This window comes from Mucilaginibacter phyllosphaerae (assembly GCF_004378255.1).
In the GTDB taxonomy this organism is placed as follows: domain Bacteria; phylum Bacteroidota; class Bacteroidia; order Sphingobacteriales; family Sphingobacteriaceae; genus Mucilaginibacter; species Mucilaginibacter phyllosphaerae.
Genome location: NZ_SNQG01000001.1, coordinates 1,072,522 through 1,091,942, shown reverse-complemented (window position 1 = coordinate 1,091,942; position 19,421 = coordinate 1,072,522). Strand labels below are relative to the sequence as shown.

The window sequence follows — 19,421 nt, the reverse complement described above, 5'->3', positions numbered from 1 at the left end:
ATTGATGTTTGTACATTCAACACTACTCCAACCCGGTTACATCACTTACCGATGGGTTAAAATACTGGCTGATGGCTTTGGCCTGTTTTAAATTTACCACTTCCTGCAGTTCGGTTTCGGTTGCTTCGCGGATCTTTTTAACAGATTTAAAGTATTTCAATAGCTTGTCGGCAGTGGTTTTGCCGATGCCGGGTATCAATTCTAATTCGGTAGCTAAGGTGCCTTTATCACGTTTTTTACGGTGAGCGGTAATGCCGAAACGGTGGGCTTCATCACGCAGCTGCTGGATCACTTTAAGCGTTTCAGACCGTTTGTCGAGGTAAAGCGGGTACTGGTCGCCGGGGTAATAGAGTTCTTCCAAACGCTTGGCAATACCGATAATGGTTACCTGTTTATCGATCCCCAAAAGCCTCAAACTCTTCATGGCTGATGATAACTGCCCCTTACCACCATCGATAATGATCAGTTGCGGCAGCTCGGTACCTTCATCCAGCATGCGGCGGTAACGGCGGTGTACGGCCTCTTCCATCGTGGCAAAGTCATCCGGCCCTACAACAGTTTTTACATTAAAAAAGCGGTAATCTTTTTTAGATGGTTTGGCATCCTTAAACACCACAATGGCCGATACCGGGTACGCACCCTGGAAGTTGGAGTTATCAAAACACTCTATATGGCGCGGCAGCGTATTCATGCGCAGGTCCTTCATCATCAGGGTAAGCAACCGCTCGGTACGTACCTCGGGATTTAGCTTCTCGTATTGGTCTATCTTTTCTTTTTTAAAGAACATCACATTCTTTTGCGACAGATCAAGCAGTTTACGCTTCTCGCCCAGTTTAGGTACCGTAAATTTTAATTTGGCGTCTTCCAGGTCGATCTCAAAAGGTACAATGATCTCTTTAGACGTGCTGTTGTACCGGGTGCGGAATTCGGTAATGGCAAGCGTTAACAGTTCCTCGTCGGTCTCGTCCAATCGTTTTTTTAGCTCGATGGTTTGGGTTTGGGTAATCGTTCCGTTCATCACCTTCAGGAAGTTGACAAAGGCATATTTCTCTTCAGATGCTATGCTGAAAACATCCACATCGGTAATAGATGAATTTACTACGGTTGATTTGCTCTGATAATTCTCCAGCAGGTCTTGCTTCCTTTTCAGGCGGTGGGCCTGTTCAAAATTTAAATCACCAACGGCCTTATCCAGATCGGCTTTGAGGCCACGCACCACGTTGCCTATTTTGCCGTTAAGCACATCCGTTATCTCGCTGATGTTTTGGTTGTAATCCGCCTCCGACTGGAAATCCTGACAAGGGCCCTTGCAGTTCCCCAACTGATATTCCAGGCAAACCTTAAATTTACCTTTTTCGATGTTTTCGCGGGTAAGGTTAAGGTTGCAGGTACGCAGGGCATAGGTTTCTTTAATAAGCCCTAAAATAGTGTGCATCATACTGACAGATGCGTAGGGGCCAAGGTATTTAGAGCCATCTTTAATAATGCGGCGTGTCCAGTAAATGCGGGGGTAATTTTCGTTCTTGATGATGATCCAGGGGTAGGTTTTATCATCCTTCAGCATCACATTATAGCGTGGCTGATGCTTCTTGATCATGCTGTTCTCCAGCAGCCAGGCATCCACCTCGGTATCCACAATGGTAAACGTAATATTACGGATCTTAGATACCAAAACCCGCGTTTTAGCATTGATCTGCGTATCCTTATTAAAGTACGACCCCACGCGATTGCGCAGGTCTTTTGCCTTACCAATATAGATCAGCTCCTTCTCGCTATCCCAATACTGGTAAACACCCGGTTTATGCGGTATATTTTTTAATGCTTCCCTGTAATCGAATTTCTCCATACCCCCTAACCCCCTAAAGAGGGAATTGCTTTACTAATTGTTATCTATCGCCCTGCTTGTTCCCCCTTTAGGGGGTTAGGGGGCTAAAAATCCAGTTTTTTCTCTACCTCATTAGTGCCTTTTTGCTGCTGACTGTAAGCCCCGCAATCAAGCGTAATTGACAGGCCGGATTTTGGCGGTACAAAGTCTACATTCTTTTTGATGCCGAGCGCCTGGTTGGCATATACGCGTTTCATATATCCTGCAAAAATAGGCAGGGCCGTGTTGGCACCCTCGCCCAAACGGGTTGAGCGGAAATGGATATCGCGGTCTTCGCAGCCCGTCCAGATGCCGGTAACCAGTTGCGGGGTGATGCCGATGAACCAACCGTCGGAATTATCATTAGTGGTACCGGTTTTGCCACCGATAGGGTTCTTTAAACCGTATGTACCGCGCAAACGCCAGCCCGTACCTTCATCAATTACGCCTTTTAGCATATAGGTCATTACGTAGGCGGTTTGTGCATTCATGGCCTGCACCACACGCGGGGTGTTGTTGTATAAAACGTTGCCATTTTTATCCTCTATACGCAAAAGGTAGGTGGGCTCTGTCCACACACCTTCGTTGGCAAATGCCGAGTAAGCACCCGTCATATCAAATACAGAGGCATCAAAGGTGCCCAGGCAAATGGAAGGGTAGGGCGGTACATTGCTGGTGATACCCATCTTTTTGATCAGATCTGCCACGGGTTGTGGTTTAACCTCATTCATTACATAGGCTGTTACCCAGTTTTGCGACCGGGCCAAAGCTGTGCGTAAAGTTATTACCCCCGGCACAGTCTCGCTCGGCGACGAGCGCGGCGACCAGTCGGCACCGTAACCGGTAATGGTTATCGGCTCATTGGCCACCTGCTGGCAGGGTGAGATGCCATCATCTATAGCTACTGCATAGGTGAAAGGTTTAGCAGTTGAACCCACCTGGCGGGTACCCATTTTTACCTGGTCGTACTTAAAATGCTCAAAGTTGGTGCCGCCAACCCAGGCCTTGATATAGCCTGTGGTAGGGTCCATACTCATCAGGGCATTACGCAGCATCATTTTACAATACACAATCGAGTCGATAGGCTTCATCAGCGTATCGATATCGCCGCGCCAGGTAAACAGGTTCATCTTGGCGGGCTTGTTAAAGTCCTCGCGGATCTCCTCGTCAGATGCTCCCTGTGATTTCAGGGCGATATACCGGTCAGACCGGTGCATGCCCTTATCCAGCAGCGATTTAAAGGTTGGGATGCTTTTCCAAAGGCTGATACCCTTCCAGTGGGCGTTAAATTGTGCCTGCAGTTTGCGCATGTATTCTTTTTGTGCCTCTTCGGCATACTGCTGCATGGTGGCATCAATAGTGGTGTATATTTTCAGGCCGTCGCGGTCCAGGTCGTAAGGGGTGGTGCCGTCCGGTTTAAAGATAGATTTATCAACCAATATTTTTTGTATCTCCTTTTTGAGCACCGCTCTAAAATAGGTGGCAATCCCGTCGTTATGGTCGATCGGGCTAAAGGTAAGGCCGAGTGGTTTGGCTTTATATTCCTCGGCCTGCCCGGCACTCAAAAAACCTTCTTCATCCATACGTCGCAGGACGAAATTGCGGCGATTTTTGGCGTTTTCGGGGTGGTTTATGGGCGAGTAAATCCCCGGCCCGTTGATCATCCCGATCAATAATGCAGCCTGGTCCGGCGTAAGCTTATCGGGCGTGCTGTTAAAGTAGGTACGCGCTGCCGAACTGATACCGTAGGTGTTGTAGGCGCCAAAATCAACCGTGTTCAGGTATAGCGTCAAGATCTCTTCTTTAGTGTAATTACGCTCTATTTTAACGGCGGTTATCCATTCCTGTAGCTTTTGTATCACCCGTTTAAAAGGGTTGCGTGAGCGCTCTGAAAACAGGTTGAGCGCCAATTGCTGGGTAATGGTACTGCCGCCCTGTTTCTTGCCAACCAGGTTATACAGCACAATGCTGAATGTACGCTGAAAATCGATGCCCGAGTGCTGATAAAAGCGGGTATCCTCGGTGGCTATCAATGCGTTAATGATATTGGGCGAAATTTGTTTATAGGTAACGCTTGTACGGTTTTTGATGTAATATTTACCAATTACCTGCTTATCTGATGACATGATCTCTGAAGCCTGGTCGCTTTTGGGGTTTTCCAGTTCGCGGAAGGACGGTAGCGGGCCAAATACCTGGAAGGCGATCAGCAGTATCATGATTACGAAAAAGGCAAAACAGCCGATAAAGAAACGCCAAAAGTACCAGTTGTAACGTTTTATATCCTGTTGCGAAACTTTATTGATCATCTGTTCTTAGTAGTTTTGTTGGTAATAGTCTATATAACTATCCAGTGTTTTTTGATCGGCTAATTTATCCAGATTTTCTTGTGTTATGATAAAAAAGCTGTATTTATCCTTAGGCACCTTCATAATATCGGGCATCAGCGGGATAATGGCACGGGCGTAATCTTTAACATTGTTCAGGTTATAAAAACGGCCGATGTAGATCAGCTGGTGATCGTCGCCCACGTTTTTTAACTGATGTTTAACCGTATTGTTTTGAAAATTAACCCGGTTAAACTGCCCTATACCAAAACGCGATGAGGATAAATTAGTTGTGCCGCTGTTTACATTTACCACAAAGTAATAGTTGGTACTATCGCGCATATTAAATATAAACGGTGCCTTTTTTACCGGCTGCAGCTGGGGTTGTGTAACCGGCTGCGTAACTACCGGGGTTGGTTTTGGGGCAGGCGGCGGGGTTATAGCCGTGATAGATGTTGCCTTTACTTCTTTTACCGGTTCTGCAGGTTTAGGCTCGGGCTTGCGCACATCTGCCACTACCTCATATTTTTCGGCTTTTGTTCTGTACTCTGTTTTTTGCTGGTAAACTATGGGCAAAGTAAATTGCGGGTCGTTTAGTTCCCTGTCTGATATGACAATACGGCGGGCGGCCAGTTCTGCCTGGTTGGCCGCAATGTAGGCCAGGTGCTGGTTGATGAGCGGCGTTATCAGCTTATCATCAGGGTATTTGCTGATAATGCTTTGCAAATCGTTATTGAATGGTGCCAGCGGCTCCTGATGGCCGGCAGCAAATGCGCGCAGGTAGTAGATCTGCGCAGCAAACCGGTTGTTGGGGTATTGTACAAGCAATGCATCGGCAGCACTGATAACTTTGGCGTATTGCTTGGCAGCATACAAGTCATATACATTATTATACAGGATGCTGAAGCCGGTATCCTCATCATTGATGTGCTTGCTGTACTCGGGATCGAGGATGATCCGGGCAAATGGCGTTTGCGGGTAGTTTTTTACCAGCAGGTTTTTATATTTATCAGATGATGCCGCATCAATATCGCTGTATAAACGGTACAAGTTGTAGTAGATAGCCGCCGTATTGTCATTGTTAGGGAAACGGGTCAATATCAATTCATACTCGGCAATGGCCTCTTTTTTATCTTCCAGCACATCGCGGTAAAAATTGGCTATATCAAAATAAGCATCAAAAATTCGTTTATTTGATTGTGCCAGTAAGGCTGGTGTAAGCGGCAGGTTTTGTACCAGGTCCTGCCGGTAATTGGCTGCGCTGGTGTTGCCCGGGGTATTATTTATCACATCATTGGCCGGGGCATCAGGGTCGATATTTTTAATGGCTACAGAATTGTTCTGGGTAATATCGCTGCCTGCCCGGTTGGCGCGGCGCCAGTTGTCCTCCAGCTTACGTTTGCCCCAAACCCGCTTAAAGCTGGTAAAACCCTGGCTTACAGCATTGTTGTTGCTGAAATAAAAATTACTGCCATTAGGGGTGCTCTCTTGTGGCGGCTCGTTAATGTTGATGGCGCCTTTAGCTTGTGCTACGGTAACGGCTGTAACCTGCCGCGATTGCAGGATGCGGGCTTCTACCATTTTATCTATACGCGCCACGCGGGCAGGTTCATCAAGGCGGGCCAGCATTTGCAGGGTATCCTCGCGGGATATGATCTGCAGCCTGTCGGCCAGTACCTGCAGGTTGTCGCTTTTCTTTTGAATGGCCTTATAATTTGGATAATTGGGCGATAAACTCACCAGCGAACTATCGTAATACTTTTTGGCGTTACTGTAGTCGGCTTTGTTTTTAAAATACACATCGGCCATGCGCAGGTAGGAGAGGCCTTTTTGATTTTGATTTTTTGTAGTGCTATTTATCGACTGGCGGTAGCTTTTCAGTGCATGATCTATCTCGCCTGCATTGAATTGCAACTGCCCTATCTGGAAATAGATCTGGTCGGTAAAATCAAGGTTGTTTTGGTTTTTAAGCAAGGCTTGTAAGCGTGCCAGGCGGCTTATCTTTACACCGTTTTGCATATCCTCTATCCGGATACGGTTAAGATTGGCATTAAAGGCCATATCAAATACGGCGTTGCTTTTGCTTATTTTGGTGTAATTGGCAATGGCATCGGCAGGTTTGTTGTTTAATTCCTGCAGTTGGGCAAGGATAAATGTCCACCGAAGGCGCTGTGTGCTGCTATGGCTATAGGCTACGGCAAGTTTAGCCATAGCTTCGGCATCGGCATAATCCTGTGCGTTGATGTCATATTGTAATTTGCTGGCGTAAACATCAGCGGTTATCCTTTTTTTAGGATTAACGTTTTGCAGGGCGCTGTCTAACGTAATTTTAGCATCGTTAGGCTGGTTAATGTAAAGCAGGGAACGTCCCTTATACACCAAAGCTTCCTGTTTCAGATCTTCCTGATTGCCAAACGAGCGGATGACATAGTTGGCATATTCTATCGCATCAAAATAATTTCCGTCGAGATAATTGGCTTTACTCAGCAACAGGTAGGCATTACCCAGGTAGTGGCTTTGCTCTTTAACGCTGATGATATTGTTGGCTTTTTGCTTAACCAGGTCAAGCTCTTTATCAGGCTCGTCGCTTTTGGCCACGGTATCGCGGTAAACGCTTAAGATCTCGCTGTAATCATCTACGTAGGCGGCTTCATAGCCTTCCTGTTTCAGGCGCAGCAATTCGTTGGCATTAAAAAGGATGTTATATTTAGCAGTAAGGTTTTGCAAACCACGGTTTAAAGCGCTCTTTTTTTCGAGCGAGCAGCCGGCAATAATTATGATTATTGCTAACAAGATATACTTGGATACAGAAGTGGTAAAAAAGCGGCTCAATGTTATAGGTTGTTATATGGTTATTTAGCTGCCTTTGGTTTTTGAGGAGGCTGAATGCTGTTTAAAATATCTATTCTTAATGGAGGATAACCCAATTGTGTAACATAATGATCTCTTAAAAAATCTTATTTTTTTAAACCTACCGAACCAAACCCAAAATCGCACCGGGGAATGACATATTAAGCCATTTATAGTAATTGTATCTAAGGCGGGTCACTTCTCTTAAATGCTCAATAACAGGCTGTTTAAGCCAGTAATTTATATAAAGCATTTCCTGTTCGTGTTGTTTAACAATATTAACCACCTTTTCCATCACAAGGATATTACATTGATTATATAGGTTATAAAAAGTATCGCTAATTTACTAAATAGTATTCAATAGGTTTAATAAATTTGCCACATGGCACAAAATGAACAAAACCAGCCCAAACAGGAGGGTAAAGCAGTAAACGCTTATGCTAAGTATACAGGCATGGCGGTGCAGATGTTCGCCGTTATAGGCATATTTGCATTTGCGGGGTATAAAATTGATGAGGCAAGCCATCACCAAACCAAATGGGTTACTGCGGCGCTATCGCTTATTGGCGTATTTGCATCACTATACCTGGTCATCAGATCTGTAAAAAATTGAGGCCGTTAAAGATATTTGCAGCCTTTGCCCTGTTTGTAACGCTGCTGGCCGCTATACCCGCAATGCTTAATTATACCGGGCACGGTAACCTGCTGCTGGCAAAATTCTGGGTGCTTTTTGTGTTTATAACCGGGTTTACTTTTATCGTAATTGCCTCTGTATTGGTTGTACAGCATATTAACCCGGCATTATACGCCCAGGCCTTTCTGGCAACCACTATTGTAAAGATGCTTGGCTGCATGGCTTTTGCCCTGCTTTTTGTGTTAAAATTACACATTGATAATGGCGTTTTTCTGCTCAACTTTTCTTATTTATATTTCTTAAATACAGGCTTTGAAGTTTACGTTTTGTTGCGTAACTTGCGCAACCAAAATCGAAAGTAAAAAACACTCATTCAATGTATTTTAGCCACATTTTGAAATCAAAAAAAATAGCTCTCAGCCTTGTTTTAGGCGTTTTTTTAACTTTTTGCACTTGTAAAACTTTTGCTATACAGCATGAGGAGGGCCATAATGAGGCCGCCAAAACTGAAACAGAAAAAGAATTTAACCCGAGCGAGGTTATCCTGGAACATATTGCAGATTCGCACATGTGGCACCTTTGGGGCCATACTTCGGTTGCGCTGCCAGTTATATTATATACCGATAAAGGTTTAGAGACATTTTCGGCAGATAAGTTTGAACATGGCCACGCAGACCATGCCGGCAAGTATTATACCTACAGGCTGGTGAAAGATAAAGTACATATTGTTGCAGAGAACGATACCCTGTTATCTGCCGCTACGGTATTAAAGCTGAATAAAAAACTGATCGACCTTTCTATCACCCGTAATGTGGTAAGTATGTGGATGTCGATGATCTTATTGCTGATCATTTTCCTGAGCGTATCTGCAGCGTATAAAAAACGCGAAGGTAAAGCGCCAAAGGGATTACAGTCTTTTATGGAGCCTATTATTATGTTTGTAAGGGATGATATTGCCCGCCCAAACATCGGTTACAAATACCAGCGCTTTATGCCGTTGCTGTTAACCATCTTCTTTTTTATATGGATCAATAACCTGATCGGCTTAGTCCCTTTCTTCCCGGGAGGTGCCAACTTAACAGGTAACATAGCGGTAACTTTTGTACTGGCTTTTATTACCCTGATCATCGTAAACGTTAACGGTAACAAATACTACTGGAAACACATTTTTGCGCCTGATGTACCGGTATGGTTATACCCTATTATGTGGCCTGTAGAGCTGGTGGGTATCATATCAAAACCGTTTGCGTTAATGATACGTTTGTTTGCCAACATTACGGCCGGGCACATTATCGTATTAAGTTTAATATCTTTGATCTTTGTATTCAAAAGCGCTTACGTATCGGTAGTATCTGTACCCTTCGTAGTGTTTATGGATGTGCTTGAATTGCTGGTGGCGGCACTGCAGGCGTTTATATTTACCTTGCTTACGGCCTTGTTTATAGGCACGGCGATTGAAGAGCACCACCACTAATAATTTGTAAATAACTATATAATATATATTCACTTTAATTTTAAAACAATGATTGGAAGTATCGCTGCATTAGGTGCAGGTTTAGCAGTAATCGGTGCCGGTATCGGTATCGGTCAGGTTGGTGGTAAAGCAATGGAAGGTATTGCACGTCAGCCGGATGCCGCTTCAAAAATCCAAACTGCCATGATCATCGCTGCCGCTCTTATCGAGGGTGCTGCTTTGTTCGGTGTGGTTGTATCATTCCTGGGCTTAAGATAATCTTACCCCGAAAGGAAAATTCATAACCGTATCTGCAGCGGTTGGCGGCAGATACGGTTATATTAAATTGACATTTAACTTTACATAAAACAATGGAATTAGTTACTCCTGAAATTGGCTTGGTATTTTGGACCACGGTATCGTTTTTAATACTGTTTTTCCTGCTTGCCAAGTTTGCCTGGAAACCTATTATGGGCGCTATTGACGACAGAGAGCGTTCGATAGAAGATGCTTTGCTTAAAGCAGCTGCAGCTAAAGACGAAATGGCCCGTTTAACTAACGAGAACGAATCTTTGCTGAAAGATGCCCGTGCCGAGCGCGACCTGATACTGCTGGAAGCCAGAAAGCTGAAAGACCATATTGTAAGCGAAGCTAAAGAAGCGGCACAAAAAGAAGGCGCACGCCAGATAGAGTTGGCCCGCATTGAGATCAACAACCAGAAAAATATTGCGATGGCTGATGTTAAAAATCAGGTATCGGCATTATCGATAGAAATTGCAGAGAAGATCCTTCGTAAGCAGTTTGAAGACCAGGGCAAACAGGATGCATTAGTAGCCGACCTGCTTAAAGAAGTGAAATTATAATATATAGACATGAGATATTAGATTAGAGATAGGAGACAGTAAATAGTCTCACATCTTAAATCTCACATCTCAAATCTCAAGAAAAGATGTCAGAAGTAACAGTAGCAATAAGGTACGCTAAAGCATTGATAGACCTTGCTGAAGAGCAAAAGGCCGTTGAGGCGGTTAAGGATGATATGGTGCTTTTTTATAAAACGGTAAGAAGCAGCCCTGAGCTGGGTGCTGTTTTGGCTAACCCTATTGTATCTCACAGTAAAAAGAAAGCTATCCTGGCCGAAATTTTTGCGGATAAGGTAAGCAAGGTGAGTATGGCTATGTTCAATATCATGATAGATAAAGGCCGTGGCGAGGTTTTATACACAACTTCTCATGAGTTTATTGCCCTTTACGATATTAAGCACAACATCACCTACGCAAAAGTAATATCGGCTGCAGAGCTTTCTGAAGCTAATAAGAAAAAGCTGCTGGATGATGTGCAAAAGGCTATTGGCGGTACCATCAAATTAAATACCCAGGTAGACCCCTCTTTAATTGGTGGTTTTGTACTTACGGTGGGCGACAGGCAGGTAGATACCAGCGTTGCAGCCAGCTTAAAGAAAATTAAAAAAGACTTTGCAAGTATTGCAACAATATAATAACATTAAAACTCTAAAATAATCTCAAAAATGGTAGAGGTAAAACCAGACGAAGTATCAGCAATTTTGCGTCAGCAATTAGCCGGCTTTAAGTCAGAATCTGAATTAGAAGAAGTAGGTACCGTACTCCAGGTGGGTGATGGTATTGCACGTGTTTACGGTTTAACCAAAGTACAATCAGGTGAGCTGGTTGAGTTTGATAACGGTTTACAGGGTATTGTACTTAACCTTGAAGAAGATAACGTGGGTGTGGTATTGTTAGGTAAATCTGACGATATTAAGGAAGGTGATACTGTTAAACGTACCAATCGTATCGCATCTATCAACGTAGGCGAAGGCATGCTTGGCCGTGTTGTGGATACCTTGGGTACCCCGATTGACGGTAAAGGCCCTATCACTGGCCAAACTTACGAAATGCCTTTGGAGCGTAAAGCGCCGGGTGTTATTTACCGCCAGCCGGTAACCGAGCCTTTGCAAACAGGTATCAAAGCGATTGATGCAATGATCCCGATTGGCCGCGGCCAGCGTGAGTTGGTTATTGGTGACCGCCAAACCGGTAAAACTGCCGTTTGTATCGATACCATAATCAACCAAAAAGAATTTTACGATGCCGGTAACCCGGTATATTGTATATATGTAGCGTGTGGCCAAAAGGCTTCTACCGTGGCAAACATTGTACGCACATTAGAAGAGAACGGTGCTATGCCTTACTCTATAGTTGTTGCGGCTAATGCATCAGACTCTGCTACCATGCAATTCTTTGCGCCATTTGCAGGCGCTGCAATTGGCGAGTATTTCCGCGATACAGGCCGCCCTGCTTTGATCGTTTATGATGATCTTTCTAAACAGGCCGTTGCTTACCGCGAAGTATCCTTGTTATTACGCCGCCCACCGGGCCGCGAGGCTTACCCTGGTGACGTATTTTACCTGCACAGCCGTTTATTGGAGCGTGCCGCTAAGGTAAATGCTAACGATAACATTGCCCAGCAGATGAACGATCTGCCGGAGTCTATTAAACACATCGTTAAAGGTGGTGGCTCGTTAACCGCATTGCCTATTATCGAAACTCAGGCGGGTGACGTATCGGCTTATATCCCAACCAACGTAATTTCAATTACCGATGGCCAGATATTCCTGGAGTCGAACTTATTCCTGGCAGGTATCCGCCCGGCCATCAACGTAGGTATCTCGGTATCACGTGTGGGTGGTAACGCGCAGATCAAATCGATGAAAAAAGTTGCCGGTACACTTAAGCTTGACCAGGCACAATACCGCGAGTTAGAGGCTTTCTCTAAATTTGGTTCGGATCTGGATGCATCAACCAAAAACGTAATTGATAAAGGTGCGCGTAACGTAGAGATCTTGAAGCAAGGCCAGTACTCGCCGGTAACGGTTGAGAAACAGGTAGCTATCATCTACTTAGGTACTAAAAATCTGATGCGTAACGTACCGGTTAACAAGATCCGTGAGTTTGAAGCAGAATATACCAGCCAGTTAGAGCTGCGCCACCCCGAAGTGCTGGCCGCCCTTAAAGCAGGTAAATTTGATGACCAGTTAACAGGCGTACTGGAAACAGTAGCTAAAGAACTGTCAGGTAGATATAATTAATTAGATATGAGATGTTAGATATGAGATTTGAGTTTTTTTCAAATCTTATATCTAACAGATTAAATTAGATAAAGTGACGGGAAAAGGGTTGGAATTTTATCTCTATACTCAAATCTCACTTCTCACATCTCAAATAAAGAATGGCTAATTTAAAAGAAGTAAGAAACAGGATCACATCGGTTACCTCAACCCAGCAGATCACCAAGGCCATGAAAATGGTTTCGGCGGCAAAGCTGAAAAGGGCTACCAATGCTATTGTACAATTACGCCCTTACGCTAATAAGTTAAACGATCTGTTAGCAAACTTATCGGCAAGCCTGGAGGATGGCGCATCGCCATACCTGCAACAGCGCGAGCCGGTGCGTGTATTGGTTGTTGTTGTATCATCAAACCGTGGTTTGGCAGGTGCATTTAACACCAACGTAATAAAAACAGCTAACAACCTGATTGCCGAAAAATACAGCGAGCAGCTAAGGGCCGGTAATGTATCTATTGTTGCTATTGGTAAAAAAAGCCAGGAGTTTTTTCAGCGCCGTAAGTACAACGTAATTGGTAACAATAACGATCTGTATCTTGACCTAAACTTCACCAATGCATCAAAGATCACCGAAGCGATCATGCAGGGCTTTATCAATGGCGATTACGACCGCGTAGAGCTTGTTTATAACCATTTTCGGAATGCTGCAGTACAATACCAGGTTGCAGAGCAATTATTGCCTGTACCTATGCCGGAGCAGAAACCAAAAGATAAAACAAAGGCTGCTACAATAGAATCTCAGGTTGATTACATCCTGGAGCCATCACAGGAAGAGATCGTAGAGCAGCTGATCCCTAAAAATATCAAGATTCAGTTATACCGTGCCGTATTAGATTCAAACGCATCTGAGCATGGCGCACGTATGACCGCTATGGATAAAGCAACCGAAAACGCCGGCGACCTGCTGAAAGCCCTTAAACTTTCCTACAATCAGGCCCGCCAGGCAGCCATCACTACCGAGCTTACCGAGATTGTGAGCGGTGCTGCAGCTTTAGGCGGTTAATAAATTTTATTACTGACAATATAAACAAGCAAGGCTTTCCAATTTGGAAAGCCTTGCTTGTTTAATTAATGCGCTTTAAAAATAGCGTATCCCTTAGCCTGGTATATTTTTTGGAATTGCTTATATTTTTCGAACCGGGTTAAAAATGTAACAGAATCCTTTTTGAATTTTTGGAGCGGGTAAACCACGTACACATCGCCCGTGTTACGGCCGAAATACAATGTACTGTCATAACGAGCTTTATTGTTAAAGTGGAAGTTGATAAAATTGTCTTCCAGCAACACACGGTTGTTTCTCACTTCTAAAGCGATGGTAAGCTCAAAACTTTTAAAATAAAATATATCCTTTTTATGGCCCTTTAAATTGTCGAGCGCATGTATCCTTTCAATGATTTCTGGTGGATATGCACTATTTAACCCGCTATACAATAGGTTGTTGCTGCTTTTAGGGCTTGTTGCCGTGTATTGTGCAAAATGATAAATATTAATAGCCGTATATAAAAAGGCAGCGCCATAAATAAAATACCTGCCCCATTTTAAATGATATAAACCGATAAGCAAGCCCGGCGTAAGCAGTATGGATATGATAATAAAGTGGCGTAACTCATAAGAAACATCTACATTAATAAAGTATATTAAACCGTAAAATGCGATGGTTGTAGTAACAAAACTTATTAATACATATTTGTATGTTAAGCCTATCCTGTCGCTTTTTAACATCATGTAGTAAACAGGTATAACTATAATCAATGCGATTACCCAGTAAATAGTTTTATTGATAAAGTTTAACCAGAATATACCTAATACCGGTGCAACAACAGGATAAAGCAATACACGGGGCTGCACACGTATGCCTGTGGATGATTCGCTGATGCCGGTATTATGGCTTAAATACAAAGCCTTAATAATGACGACATAAGCGATGAATAAACCGCCTAAAATAAGCGCGTTTACAAGGATATTTTTTATGTTTTGTTGTTTTAAGGGGGTGCCGGTAGTTATAGCCTTTGTTAAAAAGAGATATAAAAGCCCCCCGGCAAATATGCTGGTAAAGGCAGATTTGAGAAAAAATCCAAAAAAGCCGGCTACTAAAAGCAGCAGCAGGTTGTAAAACGTAATGCGTTTTACTTGTATAAGCCAGTAAATAAACCAGGGGCAATAAGCTAATAACAAAATGCCGCCGCCATTGTAAATAAATATATTCCCCCAAAAAAATGGCTGTAAAAGGGTAAACAGCAATAAAACTACGGCAGCTGTTGAAGCTTTGTTTGTACCATCATTCCGTTTTAATAGCAAACCGAAAAGCTTAAAGATCCCCAATGCGCTTAAAAGCAAACATATTGCAGTAAGCACCTTAATGGCCACGGTTATTTTTACCCCAATGGCTTTTTGAATAAGCATGGGAAAGGTAAATTGCCCTGGCGACCACCAGGTAACAACTTCAAATTCATCAGTGCTTAAATTTTTAGGGTTGGGATGTGCATAATGATTAAACGGGATGCCTTTATGGGCATTGTCGGCCATTTTAATTACGGTGCCGGGGTCCCAGTCTACAGCTTGCGATATGCTGAATAAAGTAATGGTAATAGTGATGAGGCATAGGCAGATACAGCCGTATAAAAAATATTTTGCTTTAGTATTCATTAACCAGGGTTTAGCGCTTAAATATAGCGGCTTTATTTTTAATAAATAAATGCTTGTTTGCCGTTTAAGCAGTAGCAGTAAATATAGAATTTGCCTGTAAACATCAGGCTGTTACAGGGAGGTAGAGCAATTTGTTGTTTGTTAAGTATTAATATTGTATGTAAATTAACCTTAGTTATAAGCAGTAGATCGCATTGAAAATTAATCGGAATATGAAAACCAATACACAAGTTGTACAACTATTCTCGGGCGGTAAGTTTGATGAAGTAGAAGATTACCTGGCAGAAAATGTGGAGTGGATTATTTACGAAGAGAATATGACCATCAATGGTAAAACCGAGGTTTTAAAGTTTTGCAGATCGGTAGCCGAGTATTTTAAAACCCTCGCTACCAAATTTGAAACGTTTGGCTTGGTTGCCGATGGGGATAAGGTTGCCATATATGGCCGGGCCGAATTTATCCGCGAAGAAAAAACAGTAAATGTGGTGCATTCCTGTGATGTGTATGAATTTGATGCCGATGGAAAAATATTCAAGATCTATTCCTATTGTAATTCTAAACCCACAGAAAATTAGCCTTGGCAATTGATTATAAATTGTTAATAAAATAAACTTGCATTTATATAAGTACTTATATAAATTGCATCATGAATTTGTACCAAAGTTTAGGATACCTGGTTTTAGGCAGCCGCCTAAGGCGCATGAGCGAAACTTTTCTGTCCGAAATAAACCGTATTTATCAAAACGAGGGCATTGACTTTGATGCCAGCTGGTTCCCGGTGTTTTATTTATTATCCAAAAATGATTCTCTTTCTATCAAAGAACTGAGCGGGCAAACCGAGGTATCACACCCGGCAGCAAGCCAGCTGATCACTAACCTGAAGAACCGTAAACTGGTAGAAACCACGGTAAGTGCCGATGACGGCCGCAGGCAAATGGTACAGTTTACGGATAAAGGCCGCGACTTGTTAAAACAGATCTTACCTATTTGGGATGCCATCAGCGCCGGCATGAACGAACTGGAAGCATCAGATAGCAAAATAGCAGGGATACTACCGGCGATATCTGCCTTAGAAAATTCATTCCGTGCCTACAACTTATCTGGCAAGGTTGGTGATAAACTAAAAACCATACCTCATGAAAAACTTTAATTACGGTATCGAGCACCTCAGTATAGGCATTAGCTTGGATATTGCGGCCGGTAGGGTAAAAGGTGTCATCAATGAAGAGGCGGCATCACGCATCCAAACTTCCCGGAACGAGGTAGAAAAAATAGTGCAGGCACATTTGCCGGTGTATGGCATTAACACAGGCTTTGGCCCGCTTTGCGATACCCGTATTTCTGAAAAGGACACCAGCCTGCTGCAAAGCAATATTTTAAAAAGCCATAGTGTGGGTGTGGGCAAACCCATCCCGCAAGAGATAGCCAAATTGATGCTGATCACCAAAGTACAAGCTTTGGCACAAGGCTACTCGGGCATTGCCCCTGCAACTTTGCAGCGCATCATCTGGCATATAGATCATGATGTGATACCCGTTGTGCCCGAGAAAGGCTCGGTTGGTGCATCGGGAGATCTGGCGCCACTCTCGCACTTATTCCTGCCGTTGATAGGGCTGGGGTTTGTGAACGTTGGGGAGGGAAAATATCCCGCAGCAGAGATCTTAAAACAACATGATCTTCAGCCCTTAGTATTAGGCCCAAAAGAGGGGCTGGCATTAATTAACGGAACGCAGTTTATATTAGCCTTCGCCATAAAAGCAGTGGATCGCCTGAACAATGCCCTTAATGTGGCTGACCTGATAGGTGCCATGTCCTTAGAAGGCCTGATGGGATCTTCCCGCCCGTTTGATGAACGTCTGCATGCCATTCGCCCCTATAAGGGCACCAAGTTGGTTGCAAAGCGGTTGGCTGTATTATTAGAAGGCTCGGCCATTGGCAGTTCGCATGTGGATTGTGATAGGGTGCAGGATCCGTATTCTCTGCGCTGTATGCCGCAGGTGCACGGTGCATCGCGCAATGCCTGGCTGCATTTAAAAGAATTAACGGAGATAGAATTAAACTCCGTTACCGATAACCCCGTAATTTTTAATGCTGATGATACTATAAGCGGGGGCAATTTCCACGGGCAACCGCTGGCTTTGCCTTTAGATTATGCTACCGTAGCCGCTGCAGAACTGGGCAATATTGCCGACCGCCGCTGTTACCTCATGAGCGAAGGCCGATACGGCTTACCCAAATTATTAACAGATGATGCAGGCTTAAATTCGGGACTGATGATCCCGCAGTACACCACGGCCGCCCTGGTTACCGAAAATAAAACGTTTTGTTTCCCGGCCAGTGCCGATAGCGTACCCACCTCGCTGGGGCAGGAAGACCATGTTTCTATGGGGTCCATCAGCGGGCGCAAGCTGCACATGGTGCTGGATAATCTGGAATACATCCAGGCTATCGAACTATTGTATGCCTCGCAGGCGCTGGAGTTTCGCAGGCCCTTGCAAAGCACCCCGGTGATAGAAGAGTTACATCAATTGGTAAGGCAGCAGGTGCCATTCATCAAAGAAGACAGGATTTTTGCAGAGGATATTAATGCCCTGCATCAGCTAATTATAAGCGGCGAATTTGAGGCTATGGCTAACCAAACTGCACAAAAACATCACAAAAACATCACAGCAGATGACGAATTCGGAATTTATTGATACCTACGCCAAACACCCGGTGTATTACGCCCCGGTTGGGAATAAACTGCACGCTAAAAGCTGGCAAACAGAAGCGCCTTTGCGCATGCTGTTAAATAACCTTAACGGGCAGGTTGCCGAAAACCCCGATGAGTTGGTGGTATATGGCGGCATCGGTCAGGCAGCGCGTAACCCCGAATCGCTCAGGAAGATCATAGAGCTTTTGCTGGAACTGGATGATGACCATTCGTTACTGGTGCAGTCCGGCAAACCTGTGGGGATCATCCGCAGCCATCCGCAGGCGCCGAGGGTTTTGATAGCCAACAGCAACCTGGTGCCTGCCTGGGCCAACTGGGAGCATTTTAATAAACTCCGTGCCGATGGACTGATGATGTACGGCCAGATGACGGCCGGTAGCTGGATCTATATCGGTACCCAGGGTATATTGCAGGGTACTTACGAAACCTTTGTGGAGGCAGGCCGCCAGCATTTTAATAATGAACTGACGGGGAAATTGATCGTTAGTGCAGGTATAGGCGGCATGGGTGGTGCACAACCATTGGCCGCTACCATGGCAGGCGCTGTGTTTTTAGGTGCTGATGTGGATGTTACCCGCATCCAAAAACGAATTGACAGTAAATACATAGATAAATTAACACACTCTTACGAGGAGGCAATTGCATGGGTGCAGGATGCGATGGCTAAAGGCGAAACCTTATCTGTTGGCCTGGTAAGCGATGCCGGTGACATGCTGCAAAGGCTAATTGCTGATGGCATTGTGCCCGATATGGTGACCGACCAAACTTCGGCACACGACCCATTAAATGGTTACGTACCCAACGGCTTACGGCAGGATGAAGCGCTCGGCCTGCGCAGGGCCGATGCTGAACAGTACAAGCGCCTGTCCTTAGCCAGCATGGCCCGCCATGTAGGTTTAATGTTAGAATTACAGAAGCGTGGTTCGGTAGCGTTTGATTATGGTAACAACCTGCGCGAATTTGCCAAACAGGGCGGCGAGCCAAATGCTTACGATTTCCCGGGCTTTACCCCGGCGTTTATCCGTCCGCTGTTTTGCGAGGGGAAAGGCCCGTTCAGGTGGGTAGCTTTATCAGGCGACCCCGAAGATATTTATATTACCGACCGTGCGTTGATGGAAGCCTTCCCGGAGAATAAACCATTGATCAACTGGTTAGAAAAAGCACAAAAACAAATTGCCTTTCAGGGCCTGCCCGCACGTATCTGCTGGCTGGGCATGGGCGAGCGCGAAAAAGCCGGGCAAATATTTAACGAACTGGTGGCCAGCGGAAAAGTAAAAGCGCCAATAGTGATCGGTCGCGACCATTTGGACTGCGGCTCGGTAGCATCACCCAACCGCGAAACCGAATCTATGAAGGATGGCTCGGATGCGGTGTCCGACTGGCCATTGCTCAACCTGATGGCCAATACGTCCGGAGGTGCCACTTGGGTATCGTTCCACCATGGCGGTGGAGTGGGCATGGGCTACTCGCAACATGCCGGTATGGTAGTAGTTGCCGATGGTACCGAACGTGCCGCCGCCTGCCTTAAACGCGTGCTGCATAACGACCCTGCCATGGGGATCTTCCGCCATGCGGATGCCGGCTATGATAAAGCACAAGAGTGGGCCGATAGGTTTGGATTAAAGGTGTGGTAGGTTGTTAAGTTGGAAGTCCGAAAGAAGAATGTAGAGACGCAATACTTTGCGTCTTAGCGTTAGGGATTGAAGCGGATACCGGCCCGTGCGTAATGCCTGCAGGCGTATGAGCGTAAAGCCCGGGCCGCAGGTAACGAATGAAAAGAATGGCGATTTGACT

Annotated in this window: 16 protein-coding genes; 12 read left to right on the top strand and 4 right to left on the bottom strand. The window is 44.7% G+C overall.

Annotated features, from left to right (window positions below):
* Positions 1-22: 22 nt before the first annotated feature.
* The 3 genes from uvrC to porW all read right to left on the bottom strand — a co-directional run bounded on the left by uvrC (position 23) and on the right by porW (position 6,981).
* Positions 23-1,846, bottom strand: coding sequence for an excinuclease ABC subunit UvrC (gene uvrC / locus E2R65_RS04710; protein ID WP_134335303.1), 1,824 nt, complete (start codon positions 1,844-1,846; stop codon positions 23-25).
* Positions 1,847-1,929: 83 nt separating this feature from the next.
* Positions 1,930-4,170: a penicillin-binding protein 1A gene (locus E2R65_RS04705; protein WP_134335302.1), complete on the bottom strand. Its 2,241-nt coding sequence runs from the start codon at positions 4,168-4,170 to the stop codon at positions 1,930-1,932.
* Between the two features lie 6 nt (positions 4,171-4,176).
* A complete protein-coding gene (gene porW / locus E2R65_RS04700; protein WP_134335301.1) occupies positions 4,177-6,981 on the bottom strand; it encodes a type IX secretion system periplasmic lipoprotein PorW/SprE in 2,805 nt (934 codons plus the stop codon).
* Between the two features lie 439 nt (positions 6,982-7,420).
* Here porW and E2R65_RS04695 point away from each other — a divergent pair, with 439 nt between their 5' ends.
* From E2R65_RS04695 to atpG, 8 genes are all read left to right on the top strand, one after another.
* Entirely contained in the window at positions 7,421-7,651 is a 231-nt protein-coding gene (locus tag E2R65_RS04695) for an AtpZ/AtpI family protein (RefSeq protein ID WP_134335300.1), read from the top strand.
* Positions 7,648-8,034, top strand: coding sequence for a hypothetical protein (locus tag E2R65_RS04690; RefSeq protein WP_134335299.1), 387 nt, complete (start codon positions 7,648-7,650; stop codon positions 8,032-8,034). The genes E2R65_RS04695 and E2R65_RS04690 overlap by 4 nt, the downstream gene beginning before the upstream one ends.
* Positions 8,035-8,066: 32 nt before the next feature.
* A complete protein-coding gene (atpB, locus tag E2R65_RS04685) occupies positions 8,067-9,146 on the top strand; it encodes a F0F1 ATP synthase subunit A (protein ID WP_308472304.1) in 1,080 nt (359 codons plus the stop codon).
* 48 nt (positions 9,147-9,194) lie between these two features.
* A complete protein-coding gene (atpE, locus tag E2R65_RS04680; protein WP_121246414.1) occupies positions 9,195-9,404 on the top strand; it encodes an ATP synthase F0 subunit C in 210 nt (69 codons plus the stop codon).
* 92 nt (positions 9,405-9,496) lie between these two features.
* Positions 9,497-9,988 (top strand): F0F1 ATP synthase subunit B, encoded by a 492-nt coding sequence (gene atpF / locus E2R65_RS04675; protein ID WP_134335297.1) that lies wholly within the window; start codon positions 9,497-9,499, stop codon positions 9,986-9,988.
* Between the two features lie 86 nt (positions 9,989-10,074).
* Positions 10,075-10,623 carry an ATP synthase F1 subunit delta gene (gene atpH / locus E2R65_RS04670; RefSeq protein ID WP_134335296.1) on the top strand — a complete coding sequence of 183 codons (549 nt, stop codon included), beginning with the start codon at positions 10,075-10,077 and terminating at the stop codon, positions 10,621-10,623.
* A 30-nt stretch (positions 10,624-10,653) separates the two neighbouring features.
* Positions 10,654-12,231, top strand: coding sequence for a F0F1 ATP synthase subunit alpha (gene atpA / locus E2R65_RS04665; protein ID WP_134335295.1), 1,578 nt, complete (start codon positions 10,654-10,656; stop codon positions 12,229-12,231).
* Positions 12,232-12,371: 140 nt separating this feature from the next.
* Positions 12,372-13,271 (top strand): ATP synthase F1 subunit gamma, encoded by a 900-nt coding sequence (atpG, locus tag E2R65_RS04660; protein WP_134335294.1) that lies wholly within the window; start codon positions 12,372-12,374, stop codon positions 13,269-13,271.
* Positions 13,272-13,336: 65 nt separating this feature from the next.
* Here atpG and E2R65_RS04655 read toward each other — a convergent pair whose 3' ends face one another.
* Positions 13,337-14,914: a hypothetical protein gene (locus E2R65_RS04655; protein ID WP_134335293.1), complete on the bottom strand. Its 1,578-nt coding sequence runs from the start codon at positions 14,912-14,914 to the stop codon at positions 13,337-13,339.
* A gap of 212 nt (positions 14,915-15,126) precedes the next feature.
* Between E2R65_RS04655 and E2R65_RS04650 the strand changes: the two genes are divergently transcribed.
* The 4 genes from E2R65_RS04650 to hutU all read left to right on the top strand — a co-directional run bounded on the left by E2R65_RS04650 (position 15,127) and on the right by hutU (position 19,261).
* Positions 15,127-15,489 carry a nuclear transport factor 2 family protein gene (locus E2R65_RS04650; RefSeq protein ID WP_134335292.1) on the top strand — a complete coding sequence of 121 codons (363 nt, stop codon included), beginning with the start codon at positions 15,127-15,129 and terminating at the stop codon, positions 15,487-15,489.
* A gap of 71 nt (positions 15,490-15,560) precedes the next feature.
* Positions 15,561-16,064 carry a MarR family winged helix-turn-helix transcriptional regulator gene (locus E2R65_RS04645; protein ID WP_134335291.1) on the top strand — a complete coding sequence of 168 codons (504 nt, stop codon included), beginning with the start codon at positions 15,561-15,563 and terminating at the stop codon, positions 16,062-16,064.
* Positions 16,051-17,610, top strand: coding sequence for a histidine ammonia-lyase (hutH, locus tag E2R65_RS04640; RefSeq protein WP_134335290.1), 1,560 nt, complete (start codon positions 16,051-16,053; stop codon positions 17,608-17,610). Before E2R65_RS04645 ends, hutH begins: the two co-directional genes overlap by 14 nt.
* Entirely contained in the window at positions 17,588-19,261 is a 1,674-nt protein-coding gene (hutU, locus tag E2R65_RS04635) for a urocanate hydratase (protein WP_134335289.1), read from the top strand. The genes hutH and hutU overlap by 23 nt, the downstream gene beginning before the upstream one ends.
* Positions 19,262-19,421 lie beyond the last annotated feature (160 nt).